This window comes from Pseudomonas sp. NPDC089741, assembly GCF_044748825.1.
GTDB lineage: Bacteria > Pseudomonadota > Gammaproteobacteria > Pseudomonadales > Pseudomonadaceae > Aquipseudomonas > Aquipseudomonas helmanticensis.
In genome coordinates this window covers 37,925-54,004 of record NZ_JBIVGT010000016.1, presented here as the reverse complement: position 1 = coordinate 54,004, position 16,080 = coordinate 37,925, and the positions used below count along the sequence as shown (strand labels likewise).

The window sequence follows — 16,080 nt, the reverse complement described above, 5'->3', positions numbered from 1 at the left end:
GATTTCATCTGCTACAGTCCTTGCGGCGCGACCTCGGTTTGCGTCCCAGGTTCCCGCGTCTAGGGGATTCCCCTACCCACAATCAGGCCCAACCTGATATTCGCGATATCCAATAGCCATTAATGTGACGCCATTCTCATTGCATGAACGGAGTCAGGCTATTGTGTGCGATCGCAGTTCAGTGGAAACACATCCTCTTGAAACCCCGAACTTGTGCACCTGCGCACCGGGGCGCGATCTCGCGACGGTTCATGATCGTCGACACACACGGCATTCCCTCATCAGACATGACGTGGTGGAGATAAGCATGCCAATCGACCGTAAAGAGTGGGCCCAGCGGTTCCCCGAATTTCTTGTCGAGGCGGAAACGCTGCTGGCCAAGTCCGAAGAGTGCCTCAGCCACCTGCAATTGATCAGCAACGACAAAGATGCCATCGATTGCATGCTTACTACCCTCCTCAAGCTCGCGGGCAGAGCCCAGGCTTTGGCCCTGGAAGCTGTTTCCGAGTTTTCCCTGCACATTTACGGCTTGCTCAACCTCGCGCAGGATCATGTCGACCTGCACGAACAGGCGCTCGCGGCCTTGAAAGACTGCTTCACGCTGATGGCCTGGCAGCTCGAACTGGTTGATCAGAACACCGGGCAATTGAGCCTGGATGACAGTGAACAGACCTCGTTGCTCGAGGCCTTCGCCTTCCAGGTCGGCCAGACTCGCTTTCAACCGGTACCCGCGTCACAGCCTTTGTCACTTATGTCCTATTCAGAGCGACAGGCCTGACCGAAGGCATGTCGTAATTGAAATGTTCATACCTGCCAGCGACAAGACCCATTAAATAACCCACCTGATCAGAGCGGATATTTTCCAGCAGGCCTCAGGGTTTTCCTGTGTCCAGGCAACCCAACTTCGGACACGTAACGATATCTATCGAACTCGATAAACTGACTTTTTCCATTATGGAACTTACGTCCAACATGTCGTATTTCCTGACTCATTGGACATATATGGCAAACGCGACCAACGGTATCTTAAGTGGTATTATGCCGACCGTTAGTTGCTTTCAATTTAATGGCACAGTGACTTCAGAGATCGACATCCAGCGAAGTTGACGGTCAATACCGCTCACTGAAGCCTGTTGAAATCAATAATATATTTGTCAGCATTTCCAGACAGAGACCCGTCAGCCTTCGGCAGGTCTACCCGCAGCGAACATCCATTGGCTCCATCCGTTATGTACGCCAGCCTCAAGTCAATCTCTACATGGCCACCCTCCCGGGAAAATGCCCGCCGGTTCACCCTCATATTGTGTGTGCTCGCGGCACTGGGCAGTCTGCTGACCTATGGTTTTTCCCTGCCACTTTACTTCGGGTTGCTGTCGCTCAACATCGCGGCCACGGCTTGTGTATGGGTGCAATATCGGCTGTCGCGCAAATCGATAAAGTTTCAGCCGCAGGAACTCGCAGATCGCTTGCTCGAAGTCCAGGAAAACGAGCGCCATCGCCTCAGCCGCGAATTGCACGACGACATTGGCCAGTTGCTGACCGCCGCCAAACTGCAAAGCGAATGGCTCAAGCGGCGGCTGCCGGAAGATTTGCAAGAGCACTGCACAACGCTTTGCGACACGCTGGAAGAAACCCTCAACAAGGTGCGCGATGTTTCGGCGATCCTTAACCCGCGCCAATTGACCAGCCTTGGCCTGGAGGCCAGCCTGCGCGCGCACCTGCTCAAGACACTGGCCAACACCCCGGTGCACTGGAGCCTCGATTGCCAGCAGCGCCTCAACGGTATTCCTGAAGAAATGGCGGTTGCCGCGTTTCGTATCGCGCAGGAAGCCGTGACCAATATCCTGCGTCACGCCCAGGCGAAAAATCTGCTGATACGCGTGCAGCGACTGCCTCAGGGACTGACGCTGATGATCACCGATGATGGCCAGGGATTTGCGCCAGCCGCCAATCCGGGACGAGAAGGACAACGGGGCATGGCCGGGATGGCCGAACGTATCGAGCAATTGGGTGGCACGCTGAGCGTCACCAGTGAGCCTGGCAATGGCACTCGGATCGAAGCACTTTTCCCCTGGGCGCCCCGGGCACTCGAGCGGGCCAGTACGAATAAGGTTATGCGTTGACTTGTAACTTACTTCTGGTGGATGACCACTCGCTGATCAGGGCCGGCGTTCGCGCTCTGGTATTGGATATTCCCGGTTACGCAGTAATCGGCGAAGCCAATGACGGCTCGCAACTGCTCGAAATGGTCGAGCAGTTGCGTCCCGACATCGTGCTTCTGGATATTTCCATGAAGGAAACCGGCGGCCTCGAAGCCCTGCAACGGCTCAAACGCGTGCGCCCGCAAAGCAAAGTGCTGATTCTGTCGATGCACACCGACCCTGCGCTGATCATGCAGGCGCTGGAGTCCGGCGCCCACGGTTATCTTCTGAAGGACACCACTGCCACCGAACTCGAACACGCGCTGGAAGCCTTGCGCAACGGCGAGCGTTATTTGAGTCCGGCGATCGCCCACACGGTGATCACCCAGGCGTTGACCCGGAATCAGAAGCAGCAACCGGAAGTGGCCGACTCGCATAATCTGACGGCGCGTCAGCTGGAAATTCTCCGGCTGATCGTGCGCGGCAAATCCACCCGGGAAATTGCCAACGGCCTCGGTTTGAGCATCAAGACTGTCGAGACCCACCGCTCGCAGATCATGAAACGCCTGCAAATCTACGATGTGGCGGGCCTCGTGCTGTTCGCCGTGCGCGAGCAGATCATCAGCCTTGATGATTGACCGACGGTTTGCCGCCCAACAGCGGTGAACCCTTGGGCAAATGCACCCGCAACGCCGCCGGACGCGCTTCAAAGCGCATGCTGTCGCCCTCCAGCGGTTCGCCGTCAAGATTGATATAAAGCCCCTCGGCCACCTTGATCTCGACCCACGGCAAGCGAGTGCGGACGAACATGTTGTCGATGCCGAAGCCGTCGCTCAGCAGGTTCTTCAATGTCCCGACCAACTCCTGTGGCGCGGGCAGGATACTGATATCGAGCATCCCGTCATCGACCAACGCCTGCGGACACAGCACGTGCCCGCCACCGGCCTGGCGACCGTTACCGATGCCCAACGCCAGCAGGTCGCCACGCCAATGGAAATCCGGCCCTTGCAGCTCACCATGGGCGGCGTGCAGCTCACTGAATCGCGACAATCCGGTGAACAGGTAGGCAGCGCCACCCAAGACCTTTTTCAGGTCTTCCGAGGTGTTGGCGGTGACCTGACTGCCGAAACCGCCCGTGGCCATATTAAGGAAGATCTGCCCGCCCACTTCGCCCAGATCAATAGCCGATGGCGGTGTATCAAGCAGTTCAAGCGCCTCGGCCGGCTCCAGCGGGATACCCGCCGCACGAGAAAAATCGTTGGCCGTGCCCAGCGGCAATAGCACAAGGCTGGCCTTATGGGGTTGTTGCGCAAGGGCTTCGGCGATGTCGCGCAAGGTGCCATCACCGCCGCCGGCAATAATTTGCGTGTACCCCGCCTCCAGCGCCTCCGTCATCAGACGTTGCGCATCGCCGGCTTCCCAGGTCAGTCGAACCGCCAGCTCCCAGCCTTTCTCGCGCTTGGCCTCGACGGCGGCACGTACCGACTCGTTGAGTGCCTGCTTGCCATGCAGAATCAATAGCGCCCTTCGCTCACTCATAACAGTCACTCCGACAATGGTTGGGTCATGAGATATCCGACCCTCGAAGCGCACAAAAAAGTCGCTGGAATCGCAATTAATTCAAGCGTCTGGCCGTGGCGTCCTACAGGGTGGTATTTATTCTTACAAAAAATGCGGAAACGGCTTAATTGACCAGACTTTGTGTGTAGTCCACCGTGTGTCGGCGCTATCAATCTTCAACCCAACAATACACAAGGACGTGCATGTAATGAGTGGATACACCTTCACGATTATCGACAATCAATCGGGCGACATCCGTTGCCAACGTCAACTCGAAGCAGAAGGCGGATGCGCTCATGCAAAGCGTTGATGCCAGAAAACCAGTGAGTCAGACCGTACCCGTCAGTGACTGTCACCTGCTGCATAAAACCGATACCAAAGACCGCGCCAAAACCACTGGAGACATCGCTATGGAACCTCGATTTGCCGAGCTTGAAACCCATCTCAAGTACATTCGACGCGACATGGACGAAGTCAGAGGTGACGTCAAATCGATCAAGCATCGTCTTGCCTATGCGGCAGGGGCAACCGCAGTGGTATTGGGTCTGCTGGGCTGGGTGGCCAACAGCCGTTTTGATCAGTTGGTGACGCTCGTGGGCTGAATGTCCGGAGTGCTGGCGCCGGTTGTTTGCAACCGGCACGGCACTCACGGCAGCGAGTTTCAACCGAGAAGATCGCTCATCGGGATGAAACCCACCTCATCACCGGCCACCAGCGTTCTTCCTTCCAGCACCTCGACAAGACCATCGGCCCAGGCAGCACTGCGCAGGACACCGGAGCTTTGATTGCGGTAAATGATTGCCCGCCCCTGCTCAAGACGACCGCGCAAATATTCCCGCCGGTTGCCTGCTTGTGGCCAGTCGAAGCCCGCAGGCACCTTGAACTTCAGCGGTTCGAGATCCTTCACACCTTGCCGGCGCAACAGATAAGGGCGAGTCAGCAAGGCGAACGTCACCAGCGTCGACGCCGGGTTCCCTGGCAAACCGATCACTGGCACATTGCGAAAATGGCCGACGGTCAATGGTTTGCCGGGCTTGATCGCAAGCTTCCATAACGCCAGCTCACCCTCCTCCCGCAACGCGATGCCAAGAAAGTCGGCCTCGCCGACCGACACGCCGCCGGTGGAAAGAATCAAGTCAACGTCCTGCAGTTCGCCCAAACGTTTTCGGGTGGTGGCCAGATCATCCGGAAGAATACCGGCATCGATCACTTCACACCCAAGCCGCTGCAGCCAGCTGCACAGCACCACGCGATTGCTGTTGTAGATCTGCCCCGGGCCTAACGCCTGCCCCGGTTCGACCAGTTCATCCCCGGTCGACAGCACCGCCACACGGACCTTGCGCACGACATTGAGCCCGGCACAACCCAACGATGCAGACAAGCCCTGCTCGATCGGGCCGAGCCGGGTTCCAGCCTCAAGGATCAATTCACCGACCGTGGTCTCCTGACCTTGCGGACGGATGTTCTGTCCTGCGGCCATCGTCTCGATGAAACGTACCCGGCCATCGGCCTGGACCTCGGCGTTTTCTTGCATCTCGACGCAATCTGCACCCGCTGGAACCGGCGCACCGGTAAAAATCCGCGCGCAGGTTCCCCGCTGCAAAGGCTCGGGCGCCTGACCGGCAAAAACCTTCTGGCTGACCGGCAGCGGTGCGCCCGTCCAGTCGGCCAGATTCAGGGCATAGCCATCCATGGCGCTGTTCGGCCACGGTGGCAGATCAAGGGTCGAAATCAGATCCTCGGCCAGCACCCGTCCCTGAACCTCGGCCAGCGGCAAGTATTCACGCTCGCTGATGGGCGAGGCCGCGGCCAGTTCCAGCAAGCGCGCCAACGCCGCCTCGACGGGCATCAGGCTAGCGGTCTTGCCCGGCTTACCCACGGGATTCACAAGGCGCCGCCTGTTTCAGATGCGTAACGAAATTGCACGGGCGGTGTCGAGCATCGAGCTGTTCGCCAAGAATGCCGTCCCAACCTGTACGCACCGCGTTGGTCGAGCCCGGCAAGCAGCAAACCAGCGTACCGTTGGCCAGCCCGGCGAGTGCGCGCGATTGCACGGTCGAGGTGCCGATGTCGGCTACCGAAATTTGCCGGAACAGTTCGCCGAAACCATCCACTTGCTTGTCGAGCAGGCACGCTACCGCTTCCGGCGTGCTGTCGCGACCAGTGAAACCGGTGCCGCCAGTGATCAGCACCACTTGCACGACATCGTCGGCAATCCAGTTGGCGACTTGCGCACGAATTTTGTAGAGATCATCTTTGAGCAAGACCCGCTCCGCCAGAAGGTGACCAGCCGCCGTCAAGCGGTCGACGAAGACCTGGCCTGAGGTGTCGGTTTCCAGGGTACGGGTATCACTGACAGTCAGTACCGCTATATTGAGCGGCACGAAAGGTACATCAGCCTTGGCTTTCATAGGCTCGTCCAGTTGTAGGAGAAACAGCCCGGTGTTATATCACAGCGCCCCATTTTTTCGCCGCCCCCGTGGAGAGCTGCCATGCCCCTGAATACGCAATTGCCACCCTGCTCCATTCTGCTCCTGGCAGGCGGACGCGGCCAACGCATGGGCGGCCAGGACAAAGGACTGGTGGAGTGGCTGGGCGAACCGTTGATTGCCCATCTGCACCGCCAGGTGCGGGCGCTGACTGATGACCTGATCATCTCGTGCAACCGCAATCGTGAGCGTTATGCACCGTTTGCCGATCAGTTGGTCACAGATGACGAAGGCGGATTTCCCGGGCCGTTGGCCGGTATCCTTGCGGGCCTGAACGCCGCCCGCCACTCGCACCTGCTGGTGTTGCCGTGCGATGTTCCGCGGATTGACGCAGCGCTGCTGCAAAGCATGCGCGAGACCGCCAGGCAGAATCCTGAAAAACCTTTAATGTTGCGCCATGACGAACATTGGGAACCGTTGCTGTGTGTGATTCCGGTCGCCCTTTTGCCTGCATTCGAAGAGGCCTGGAACCGCGGTGAGCGCAGTCCTGGCCGGGTCATGCGCAACCTCGGCGCCTGTGCACTGGAATGTCCTGACAATGACCCGCGACTGGCCAACCTCAATACCCCCGAACTGTTAAATTCGCACAACACTGTGTCAGACTGACAGCACTCAAGGAACTCTCACGCCTTGTATACGTCTCAAGCTCAGTAACCAAAAGAATTCCCATTCGGAGACACACCCATGACTCAACGGACCCTCGCCACTTTCATGCTCGCACTGGGCCTGGCTACCCTCGCTGGTTGCTCGTCGCCTACAGTGATCACCTTGAATGACGGTCGCGAAATCCAGGCCGTCGACACCCCGAAATACGATGACGATTCGGGCTTCTACGAGTTCAAACAGCTGGACGGCAAAGAAACCCGCATCAACAAGGATCAGGTTCGTACCGTTAAAGAGCTGTAAGCTCTGGGTCGACACCGGATACAGAAAAGCCCGCATTATTGCGGGCTTTTTCATGGGCGCTGGAAAGTGGACTCACCTCACCACTGCAAAGTGATCCGGCTCTCGAATTGCCGTTCTTCACCCGTCACCGGATCGATAAATCGCAGCCCCTGCGCCAGAAGCTTGAGCGGTTTGGCGTAGTCATCCTCGACGTCTTTCAGCACATCCGGATAAAACGGATCGTTGCAGATGCTCGCGCCAAGGGCGGTCATGTGCACACGCAGTTGATGCTTCTTGCCGGTCACCGGGAACAGCCCATAACGCCAGAGTTCACCGTTTTTTTCACGGACTTCCACCGCTGTTTCGGTATTACTGACACCCGGCCCTTCCTGCATGCGAAAGAACGGCTGGCCATCGACCAGGCGGCTTTTGTGGATCAGTGGAAAATCAAGATCGGGCAAGGCCGGGGCAATCGCCTCGTAACGCTTGTCGATCTGCCGTGTCGGGAACAGCGACTGGTAGGCCGAGCGGGTTTGCGGATGGGCCGAGAAAATCACCAGCCCCGCCGTGTGCCGATCGATCCGGTGCAGCGGCACCAGATGGGGGTTGTCCAACCGCCGAATCAAGCGCCGCAGCAGGGTTTGCTCGACATACTCGCCGGCGGGTGTCACCGGCAGAAAATGCGGCTTGTCGGCCACCACCAGATGTTCATCGGCATAGAGAATTGACTCGACCACCGGAATCGGTTTTTCGTCCGGCACTTCGCGGAAGTAGTGAATCCGCAGACCTTCCTTGTACGGCAGATCCAGCGTGATCGGCTGGCCCTGACCATCGAGTACCCGACCGCGGGCAATCCGGTCTAGCCATTGCTCGCGACCAATCGCACTGAAATGCTCGCACAGGCAATCGAGCACGGTCAGCCAGGAACCGGGCGGCAGGTACAGCGTGCTGGCCTGATTCTGAGCAGCAGAGAAAGTAGAGGTGGACATACGCGAATTCGAATCCTCAAGACAGGCCGGCATTATCCAACACCGACGGAAACGAACCTAGCGCAGAATCCTCAGGCGGGAATCGATTTGAGCGCCGCGGCCTCGGTGAACTCCTTTAGCCAGCGCAGCACATCGACGGCCTCCCAGCGTCCCGGGTCATACAAGGCGTACAGCAAACCCTGATAGCCGACCACATCGAGTTGCCGGTGGTAACCGGCACGCTGGAACAAGGCTTCGATCTCGGCAAAACAGGTGTTGAAATGCAGTTTGTTGAACGGCGTCTTGCCTTCCGTGACCAGCCCGTCCAGGCGCAATTCGAGGACGGCCTCGCGCACCACGTCAACCGACATCCGGTTCACGCTGTTCTTCAACTGTTCGACATTGACCACGGTTCATCCCTCTGACGCAATTACTGTATGAACATACAGTAACCGAATAAACCGCAAAGTGCCAAGGGATGGATGCGCGGTGACGACCAGCGGGGCCACGTTGCGAAAATCGCTCAGCGCAGGAACGCCACGACTTGATCGGCGCTGAACGGCCAGTCCAGTTCCGCACCGGTATCGACCCGACGCAGTACCGGGATGCGCAGGCTGTAAGCCTCGAACCAGCGCTCGTCTTCAGCGATGTCTACCAGCTCGACCAGCAGACCATGCTCGACAAAAGGCATCAGCTCGGCTTCAGCCACTTCACAGAGATGGCACCCCAGGGTGCCGAACAGCTGACATTCAGGAGGCATGTGCGCTCAACCAACAATTAATTCGCCCATTCTAGGCTCGCCTCCAAATGCCGTCGACCCGCTACCGCCCAAAGGCTCAAGCGCTGCACGCGCAAAACCCTGACGCACATCAGTTGGCAGAAATGGCAATTACGCGATCCTCCCGGACTTTTTGCCTCTACGCTTGAGAAGCTTGAGCCTGACATCGGAGTGTCCCGTGTTTGCCAATCTGTTGATCATCCTCGCCTCGTCCCTCGTGGTGATTGCCCTGTTCCGGCGCCTGCGCCTGCCACCGGTTCTGGGTTACCTGTGCGTCGGATTGCTGGTCGGGCCGAGTGCCTTCGACTGGGTCAATGAGAGCGAACACCTGCCCGATGTGGCTGAACTGGGCGTGGTGTTCCTGCTCTTTTCGCTGGGGTTGGAGTTCTCCCTGTCGAAGATGATTGCACTGCGTCAGGTGGTGTTTCGTCTGGGCAGTCAGCAGGTGTTGATCAGCACGGCGTTGCTGGGTTCGCTGCTGATGCTGCTGGGTATGCCGCTGACGCCTGCGCTGTTGCTCGGCGCAGGGCTGTCGTTGTCGTCTACGGCCATCGTTACCAAAGAGCTGGGCAGCCTCGGCGAGGTATTCAGCAGTCACGGCCAGAATGCGGTCGGCGTTTTACTGTTTCAGGACGTCGTCGCCGTGTTGCTGCTGACGCTGGTTCCGGTGTTTGCCGGCAGCAGCGACCAGGCCTGGTATTGGGCTTTACCGCTGACCCTGGCAAAAACTGTGGTGCTGTTTGTCGGGCTGCTGCTGGCCAGTCGCTGGTTGCTACCACGGCTGTTCCATGAAGTTGCCGCGTCGCGCTCGGCGGAATTATTCGTGCTGCTGGCGCTGGTGATCGTACTGCTGACAGCATGGCTCACGCATTTGCTGGGCTTGTCGCCTGCTCTGGGGGCTTTCCTCGCCGGCATGTTGCTGGGTGAAAGCCACTATCGGCATCAGATCGAGGCGGACATTCGGCCGTTCCGCGACATTCTGCTCGGGGTGTTTTTTGTCAGCATCGGCATGCTGATCAATCTGCAATTGTTCGTCAGCCACAGCCTGTTGATCCTCGGCCTGACGCTGGGACTGATGATCATCAAGGGCATCGTCGTTGCGCTGCTGGTGAAGTGGCGCGGCAGTGACAGTGAAACGGCATGGCGCAGTGGCCTGGCGTTGGCGCAGGGTGGCGAATTCTGTTTTGCCTTGATGGCACAGATGCAGCAGAACAGCCTGATGCCCAATGAACTGGGCGCTCTGCTGCTCGCAGCGACATTCTGCTCGATGCTGCTGACCCCGCTGTTATTGCGCGCCGCACCACGCCTCGCTGCGGCCTTGCACCGCAAGCCCAATCAGGAAGCGCAGATCGAGGAGATCAGCGCGCTCAATGCTGGCCTCGATAAACATGTGGTGATTTGCGGGTACGGCCGGGTCGGCCAATCCATCGGCCGTTTCATGCGCAACGCCCGGCAACCTTTCATTGCGCTGGACAATGATCCGGTACGAATACAGGAAGCCGCCTCGGGCGAAAGCGACGTGCACTACGGCGACTCATCGCGCGGCGATCTGTTGACCGCTGTCGGTCTGTTGCGCGCGAGGTTACTGGTGATCGCCGTCGACCAGAGTGATGTGGCCCTGCGCATCCTCAAGGAGGCGCGCCGGCTCAACGCGCACGTGCCGATTCTGGTGCGCACCCGCGACGACAGCCAATGGGCTGAACTGAAAGCCGCCGGCGCCACCGAAGTGGTGCCGGAGCTGCTGGAATCGAGCCTGATGCTCGCCTCTCACGCGCTGATCATGCTCGGACTGCCGGCGCATCAGGTGCAGGAGAAAGTCGATCAGGTGCGTATCGATCGCTATCGCCTGCTGCACGGCTTCTACCCGGGAGCCGTCGATGAGGAGACTTAATCCTGGCTCACCGCGCCGATCTTGTGCAGTGACAGATCGGCGCCGTAATACTCTTGTTCCTGACTCAGGCGCAGCCCGTGCAGCGCCTTGATCGCGCCGTAGACCACGAACCCGCCGACCAGCGCCACGGCGACACCCAGCGCGGTGCCGAGCAACTGGCTGATGAGGCTGACGCCGCCGATGCCACCCAGCGCAGTCTGGCCGAATATGCCGCAGGCAATCCCGCCCCACACGCCACACAAACCGTGCAATGGCCAGACACCCAGCACATCGTCGATGCGCCATTTGACCTGCGCAGCGGTAAAGCACCAGACGAACAATGCACCGGCAATCGCTCCGGTCACCAGGGCGCCGACCGGGTGCATCAAATCAGAACCGGCACAGATCGCCACCAAGCCAGCCAACGGGCCGTTGTGCAGAAAACCCGGGTCGTTGCGCCCGACGAGCAGCGCCGCCATGGTGCCGCCGACCATCGCCATCAACGAGTTGACCGCGACCAGACCACTGACGCCCTGCAACGTCTGCGCACTCATCACGTTGAAGCCGAACCAGCCGACAATCAGAATCCACGAACCGAGCGCCAGAAACGGAATGCTCGACGGCGCGAATGCGACCAGTCGTCCGTCGCGATAGCGGCCGTTGCGCGGGCCCAGCAACAGCACGGCGGCCAGCGCCAGCCAGCCGCCCATGGCGTGCACCACCACCGACCCGGCGAAATCATGGAAGGCTGCACCGAACTGCAACGTCAGCCAGGCTTGCAGGCCATAGTTGCCATTCCAGATCATGCCTTCGAAAAACGGGTAGATGAAGGCCACGATCAATGCTGTGGCGCACAGCTGCGGAACGAAGCGCGCTCGTTCGGCAATGCCGCCGGAAATAATCGCCGGAATCGCCGCAGCAAAGGTCAGCAGGAAGAAAAACTTCACCAGTCCATAACCATGATCGGCATTCAGTACAGCCGCTGGCTGCATGAACGTCACGCCGTAGGAGATCCAATAGCCTATAAAGAAATAGGCCAGCGTCGAGACGGCGAAATCACTGAGGATTTTCGACAATGCGTTGACCTGGTTTTTCTGCCGGACCGTTCCGACCTCAAGAAAGGCGAAGCCGGCATGCATGGCCAGGACCATCACCGCGCCGATCAGAATGAACAACGTATTGGAGCTGTGAACCAGCGTGTCCACAGCGCTTTGCAGATTTTCCATGAATAGGCAGACCTGAAGGCTAAAAAGGCACCAAAGCGGTTCGTGCGCACATTTCATGCACCAAGTTGCGACCGCGCAGTCACCGAATGGAATTTCGGCTGAACCGTTTTGGCGCACGAGGTCGATGTGCTGACACCCACCGGGATTATTTGAGTTAAGGTTTTCCTGCATGCGCGCCCGGCAACAGCGCACGACTTGCGAGCGACGCACCACGACACAGCAAAAGTTGTACCAGTCATTTCTACTGAACCTTCGCGCAAGGCTCATACTCGAACGCTTCAGACGTCACTTACGGAGATCTACCCATGGCCAGCATCAAGGCAAAGACTGCTCAAGAAATCCTCATGAACGACTTCCAGACCCTGGTCGCCGACACCGAACGGTTGCTCGAGCACACCGCCACCCTGGCCGGCGATCAGGCGGATGAACTGCGCGAACAGATTCACGACAGCCTGTTGCGTGCCCGGGAAACTTTGAAGTTGACCGAAGACACCTTGCGCGAACGCGGTCAGGCTGCTGTCAGCGCGACTGAAGATTATGTCTCGGCCAATCCATGGCAATCGGTGGGCATCGCGGCCGGTGTCGGCTTTCTGATTGGCCTGCTGGCCACACGGCGCTGATCATGTCGATCGGTGAATCCGGCCCGACTGCGGGCACCGCCTCCTCCACCCGGCGCCTGGGCGCAGCCGTCCTCGGTCTGCTGCACAGCCATGTCGAATTGTTCGGCATCGAATTGCAGGAGCAAAAATCACGCACCGTCAGCCTGTTGCTGTTCGCAGGCCTGGCGCTGGTGTTTGCTCTGCTGTTGCTGGTGGGTTTATCGACACTGGTCATGATCATCTTCTGGGACACTTATCGCCTTGCCGCGATCATCGGTTTGTGCGTGTTTTATACCCTGGCTTCGATCTTCTGCGGGCTGCGCCTCAAGGCTGCAATCTTCGATGAGTCCTCGCCCTTCCACGGCACGCTCGAAGAGCTGGCCAACGACCGGGAGCGCCTGCTGCCATGAGCCTGCCTGAACTTCCACACAACAGCTCACGCCGGGAAATGCGCAAGGCATTGATTCGCTTGCGCATGGAAATGCACCGCCAGGAAATCCGTCATGAAGTCGGGCAAGTGCTGCAGCCATTGCAGCGCGTGCGCGGCATGACGCAAAACCTGCACGACGGTTTTGGTATCAAGCACGCGCCGTTGTGGGGCGTGGCCGCTGTCACGCTACTGGGCTTTCTCACCGGCAAAGGCGCAAAAAGCGGCGGCGTCGGTGGTCTGACCCGGTTGGTTCGACTGGGCACCAGCCTTGGCCCGTTGATCAAACTGGTGATGCAGAGTTCGAGCAAACGCTAAGCCGATACATCTGGCTACATTCTTGCACTGTCGCTGGGATGAACCTCTTTACCCGGAGGTTCAATCCCGCGCGCCTACCCGGTCGGCGGGGTTCAACCAGAACAAAAACGACTAAGGAGGCCTCGTGATCGACGGGCAACCGCTCGCCTGCTTTCAGCCTTTCATCGATACCGCCACCGGACGTATTGCAGGCGTCGAAGCATTGGGCCGCCTGCGCCAGCCTGATGGTCAACTGACGTCGGTCGGGCCGCTGTTCGCCGACCCGCGCATGCCAGCCATCGCCTTGCGCCGCCTCGACCGGCAGATCCGCGACAATGCCATAAGCCGTCTGCATGAAGCGCCGGCAGATTGGTTTCTCAGCCTTAACATGTCGCCGCGCTGGATCAGCCGTCTGCGCCCGGACCAGGCCCTGCCCAGCCTCAAGCAACTGGCGCGACACAACGTCGATCCGCAACGCATCGTGTTCGAAATCACTGAACTGGGTGGCAACGGCCAACGTCTGGCCGAGGTCGTTGCGCGTTATCGCGATGCTGGCGCGAGAATCGCCATTGACGATTTCGGTGCCGGTTATTCACAACTTGATCGCGTACTGGCGCTGCAACCGGACATCCTCAAACTCGACATGCGCCTGTTTCAGGCCGCCGCCCTTGGCGGGCCGAGCAGTGAGGTGGTCAAGGCACTCGCGCAGATGGCCGAGAAAACCGGCTGCTGGATCATCGCCGAAGGAGTCGAGACCGAAGCGCAACTGAATTTCGCCCTCGAGTGCGGATCACGTTACGTGCAGGGTTTCCTCTTCGCCCGCGCGCAGGAAGCGTTCTTTGCCACCGATGCTTTCGTGCCGCGCTTCGCCGAACTGCGCCAGCGCTATGTGCAACAAAAACTCGCCGAGCGCGGACGTTTGATGCAGATGCGCCAGCAACTCGGCGAATTGATGGCCATCCTGCAAGGCTGGGCCGGAGCGCATGCACCGCTCAGTGCACTGCCGCAACTGGAAGCCTTTCCCTGGCTGCTGCGCTTTTACCAGTGCGACCGCCACGGCACGCAACTGACCCCAAACCTGGAGTGGCGACACAACGGCTGGGTCGCCGATAACCGCTATCTGGGCCACAACTGGTCATGGCGTCCGTACTTCTATCACCTGCTCGCCGAAGGCTGGGAAGAGCGGCGCCTGACCCTGTCCAACACCTACCGCGACGCCACCAGCAATCAGTATTGCCTGACGGCCGGGCAGTTTTTCGATAACGGCGAGCGGCTGCTGTTGATCGACATTGACGCCGCAGGGTTGTAGTTCCGCTTGCAGGCGTGCGCACGAACCGGGAAGCTAGGGCAACAGTCATCCTGACGGAGAGAATCAGCCTTGGATTGGCAAACCCTGCTCAACCGCGAACGCCTCGGCAAGCCGCTGCACAGCCCGCAAGAACTCGGCCGCAGCCCTTTTCACAAAGACCACGACCGCATCATCTTCTCCGGCGCCTTCCGCCGCCTGGGCCGCAAGACCCAAGTGCACCCGGTGTCGAGCAACGACCATATTCACACGCGTCTGACCCACTCGCTGGAAGTCAGTTGCGTGGGTCGTTCGCTGGGCATGCGGGTCGGCGAAACCCTGCGCAGCGCCCTGCCCGACTGGTGCGACCCGAGTGATCTGGGCATGGTGGTGCAATCGGCGTGTCTGGCCCACGACATCGGCAACCCGCCCTTCGGTCACTCCGGTGAAGATGCCATTCGCCACTGGTTCCAACAGGCCGCCGGGCGTGGCTGGCTCGATGCAATGAGCGAAGCCGAGCGCGGTGACTTCCTCAATTTCGAAGGCAACGCTCAAGGCTTTCGGGTACTGACTCAACTGGAATATCACCAGTTCGACGGTGGCACTCGCCTGACCTACGCGACCCTCGGCACGTATTTGAAATACCCGTGGACGGCACGTCACGCTGACTCGCTCGGTTACAAGAAGCACAAGTTCGGCTGCTACCAGAGCGAGCTGCCGCTGCTCGAGCAGATCGCCCACAAACTGGGTCTGCCGCAACTGGAAGATCAACGCTGGGCGCGCCATCCGCTGGTTTATCTGATGGAGGCCGCCGACGACATCTGCTACGCGCTGATCGATCTGGAAGACGGTGTGGAAATGGAGTTGCTCGAGTACGCCGAAGTCGAGTCGCTGCTGCTCGGGCTGGTCGGCGATGATCTGCCGGAGACTTACCGTCAGCTCGGCCCGCAGGATTCCCGCCGGCGCAAACTGGCGATTCTGCGCGGCAAGGCCATTGAGCATTTGACCAATGCGGCGGCGCGAGCATTCGTCGAGCAACAAGACGCGCTGCTCGCCGGCACTCTGCACGGCGATCTGGTCGAACACATGCACGGTCCGGCCAAACGCTGCGTGTTGAACGCCAAGGACATTGCCCGCAAGAAGATCTTTCAGGATAAACGCAAGACGCTGCATGAAATCGGCGCCTACACCACGCTGGAGATTCTCCTCAATGCGTTTTGCGGTGCGGCACTCGAGCAGCACAATGGTCGTACGCCATCGTTCAAGAGCCGCCGCATCCTCGACCTGCTGGGAAACAACGCACCTGACCCGCATGGGCCGCTGCACGCGTCGTTCCTGCGCATGATCGATTTCATCGCCGGCATGACCGACAGTTACGCCAGCGACATGGCGCTGGAAATGACCGGTCGCTCCAGTCACTGACAAGGTTCGTCTCGACCGTCCAGCCTGCGCTGGCCGGTTGAGTGCGGGTGTCGTGAGTATTCATCGCCCCCCCCTGGAACCCATGTGTCTCTCAAAAAGCCTTTAAAAACTTTCCTGAAACATTAATAAACAT

19 protein-coding genes are annotated in these 16,080 nt (G+C 59.2%); 12 read left to right on the top strand and 7 right to left on the bottom strand.

Features of this window, described 5'->3' with window-relative positions; translation table 11 throughout:
• Positions 1 to 307 precede the first annotated feature (307 nt).
• The 3 genes from ACIPZE_RS16890 (at position 308) to ACIPZE_RS16880 (ending at position 2,779) form a co-directional block, all read left to right on the top strand.
• The gene (locus tag ACIPZE_RS16890) at positions 308 to 778 is read left to right on the top strand and encodes a hypothetical protein (RefSeq protein WP_283438881.1); all 471 of its coding nucleotides are present in this window, start codon (positions 308 to 310) and stop codon (positions 776 to 778) included.
• A gap of 451 nt (positions 779 to 1,229) precedes the next feature.
• Positions 1,230 to 2,123, top strand: coding sequence for a sensor histidine kinase (locus tag ACIPZE_RS16885; protein ID WP_129396158.1), 894 nt, complete (start codon positions 1,230 to 1,232; stop codon positions 2,121 to 2,123).
• Positions 2,120 to 2,779, top strand: a complete 660-nt coding sequence (locus ACIPZE_RS16880) for a response regulator transcription factor (RefSeq protein ID WP_283438882.1) — start codon at positions 2,120 to 2,122, stop codon at positions 2,777 to 2,779. The genes ACIPZE_RS16885 and ACIPZE_RS16880 overlap by 4 nt, the downstream gene beginning before the upstream one ends.
• Here the strand turns inward: ACIPZE_RS16880 and yegS are convergent.
• The gene (gene yegS / locus ACIPZE_RS16875) at positions 2,763 to 3,680 is read right to left on the bottom strand and encodes a lipid kinase YegS (protein WP_400774003.1); all 918 of its coding nucleotides are present in this window, start codon (positions 3,678 to 3,680) and stop codon (positions 2,763 to 2,765) included. The genes ACIPZE_RS16880 and yegS overlap by 17 nt on opposite strands.
• Before the next feature lie 317 nt (positions 3,681 to 3,997).
• Here yegS and ACIPZE_RS16870 point away from each other — a divergent pair, with 317 nt between their 5' ends.
• Positions 3,998 to 4,303 carry a hypothetical protein gene (locus ACIPZE_RS16870; protein ID WP_400774001.1) on the top strand — a complete coding sequence of 102 codons (306 nt, stop codon included), beginning with the start codon at positions 3,998 to 4,000 and terminating at the stop codon, positions 4,301 to 4,303.
• 59 nt (positions 4,304 to 4,362) lie between these two features.
• Here the strand turns inward: ACIPZE_RS16870 and glp are convergent, their stop codons facing one another.
• Together glp and moaB are read right to left on the bottom strand one after the other, a co-directional pair.
• Entirely contained in the window at positions 4,363 to 5,589 is a 1,227-nt protein-coding gene (gene glp / locus ACIPZE_RS16865; protein ID WP_400773998.1) for a gephyrin-like molybdotransferase Glp, read from the bottom strand.
• Positions 5,573 to 6,112 carry a molybdenum cofactor biosynthesis protein B gene (gene moaB / locus ACIPZE_RS16860; protein WP_123466480.1) on the bottom strand — a complete coding sequence of 180 codons (540 nt, stop codon included), beginning with the start codon at positions 6,110 to 6,112 and terminating at the stop codon, positions 5,573 to 5,575. Before moaB ends, glp begins: the two co-directional genes overlap by 17 nt.
• A gap of 81 nt (positions 6,113 to 6,193) precedes the next feature.
• Here moaB and mobA point away from each other — a divergent pair, with 81 nt between their 5' ends.
• Together mobA and ACIPZE_RS16850 are read left to right on the top strand one after the other, a co-directional pair.
• A complete protein-coding gene (mobA, locus tag ACIPZE_RS16855; RefSeq protein ID WP_400773996.1) occupies positions 6,194 to 6,796 on the top strand; it encodes a molybdenum cofactor guanylyltransferase MobA in 603 nt (200 codons plus the stop codon).
• Between the two features lie 78 nt (positions 6,797 to 6,874).
• Positions 6,875 to 7,096: a YgdI/YgdR family lipoprotein gene (locus tag ACIPZE_RS16850; protein WP_007908660.1), complete on the top strand. Its 222-nt coding sequence runs from the start codon at positions 6,875 to 6,877 to the stop codon at positions 7,094 to 7,096.
• A 77-nt stretch (positions 7,097 to 7,173) separates the two neighbouring features.
• Here the strand turns inward: ACIPZE_RS16850 and ACIPZE_RS16845 are convergent, their stop codons facing one another.
• The 3 genes from ACIPZE_RS16845 to ACIPZE_RS16835 all read right to left on the bottom strand — a co-directional run bounded on the left by ACIPZE_RS16845 (position 7,174) and on the right by ACIPZE_RS16835 (position 8,803).
• Positions 7,174 to 8,064 (bottom strand): pseudouridine synthase, encoded by an 891-nt coding sequence (locus ACIPZE_RS16845; RefSeq protein WP_400773993.1) that lies wholly within the window; start codon positions 8,062 to 8,064, stop codon positions 7,174 to 7,176.
• A 71-nt stretch (positions 8,065 to 8,135) separates the two neighbouring features.
• Positions 8,136 to 8,453 carry a transcriptional regulator gene (locus tag ACIPZE_RS16840; RefSeq protein ID WP_095189592.1) on the bottom strand — a complete coding sequence of 106 codons (318 nt, stop codon included), beginning with the start codon at positions 8,451 to 8,453 and terminating at the stop codon, positions 8,136 to 8,138.
• A 113-nt stretch (positions 8,454 to 8,566) separates the two neighbouring features.
• On the bottom strand, positions 8,567 to 8,803 hold the full coding sequence (locus tag ACIPZE_RS16835) for a glutaredoxin family protein (protein ID WP_129394881.1): 237 nt from the start codon (positions 8,801 to 8,803) through the stop codon (positions 8,567 to 8,569).
• Between the two features lie 196 nt (positions 8,804 to 8,999).
• Between ACIPZE_RS16835 and ACIPZE_RS16830 the strand changes: the two genes are divergently transcribed.
• Positions 9,000 to 10,712, top strand: a complete 1,713-nt coding sequence (locus ACIPZE_RS16830) for a monovalent cation:proton antiporter-2 (CPA2) family protein (RefSeq protein ID WP_283438888.1) — start codon at positions 9,000 to 9,002, stop codon at positions 10,710 to 10,712.
• Here the strand turns inward: ACIPZE_RS16830 and ACIPZE_RS16825 are convergent.
• Complete coding sequence (locus tag ACIPZE_RS16825; protein ID WP_400773989.1) at positions 10,709 to 11,917, bottom strand: ammonium transporter; 1,209 nt, start codon at positions 11,915 to 11,917, stop codon at positions 10,709 to 10,711. The two genes, ACIPZE_RS16830 and ACIPZE_RS16825, sit on opposite strands and share 4 nt — an antisense overlap.
• 305 nt (positions 11,918 to 12,222) lie before the next feature.
• Between ACIPZE_RS16825 and ACIPZE_RS16820 the strand changes: the two genes are divergently transcribed.
• From ACIPZE_RS16820 to ACIPZE_RS16800, 5 genes are all read left to right on the top strand, one after another.
• Positions 12,223 to 12,537, top strand: a complete 315-nt coding sequence (locus ACIPZE_RS16820; RefSeq protein ID WP_053122315.1) for a YqjD family protein — start codon at positions 12,223 to 12,225, stop codon at positions 12,535 to 12,537.
• 2 nt (positions 12,538 to 12,539) lie between these two features.
• Positions 12,540 to 12,926, top strand: coding sequence for a phage holin family protein (locus ACIPZE_RS16815; protein ID WP_008079909.1), 387 nt, complete (start codon positions 12,540 to 12,542; stop codon positions 12,924 to 12,926).
• Positions 12,923 to 13,261, top strand: a complete 339-nt coding sequence (locus tag ACIPZE_RS16810) for a hypothetical protein (protein ID WP_129394884.1) — start codon at positions 12,923 to 12,925, stop codon at positions 13,259 to 13,261. The genes ACIPZE_RS16815 and ACIPZE_RS16810 overlap by 4 nt, the downstream gene beginning before the upstream one ends.
• A 124-nt stretch (positions 13,262 to 13,385) precedes the next feature.
• On the top strand, positions 13,386 to 14,549 hold the full coding sequence (locus ACIPZE_RS16805) for an EAL domain-containing protein (protein ID WP_283438890.1): 1,164 nt from the start codon (positions 13,386 to 13,388) through the stop codon (positions 14,547 to 14,549).
• A gap of 69 nt (positions 14,550 to 14,618) precedes the next feature.
• Entirely contained in the window at positions 14,619 to 15,947 is a 1,329-nt protein-coding gene (locus ACIPZE_RS16800) for a deoxyguanosinetriphosphate triphosphohydrolase (protein WP_400773986.1), read from the top strand.
• Positions 15,948 to 16,080 lie beyond the last annotated feature (133 nt).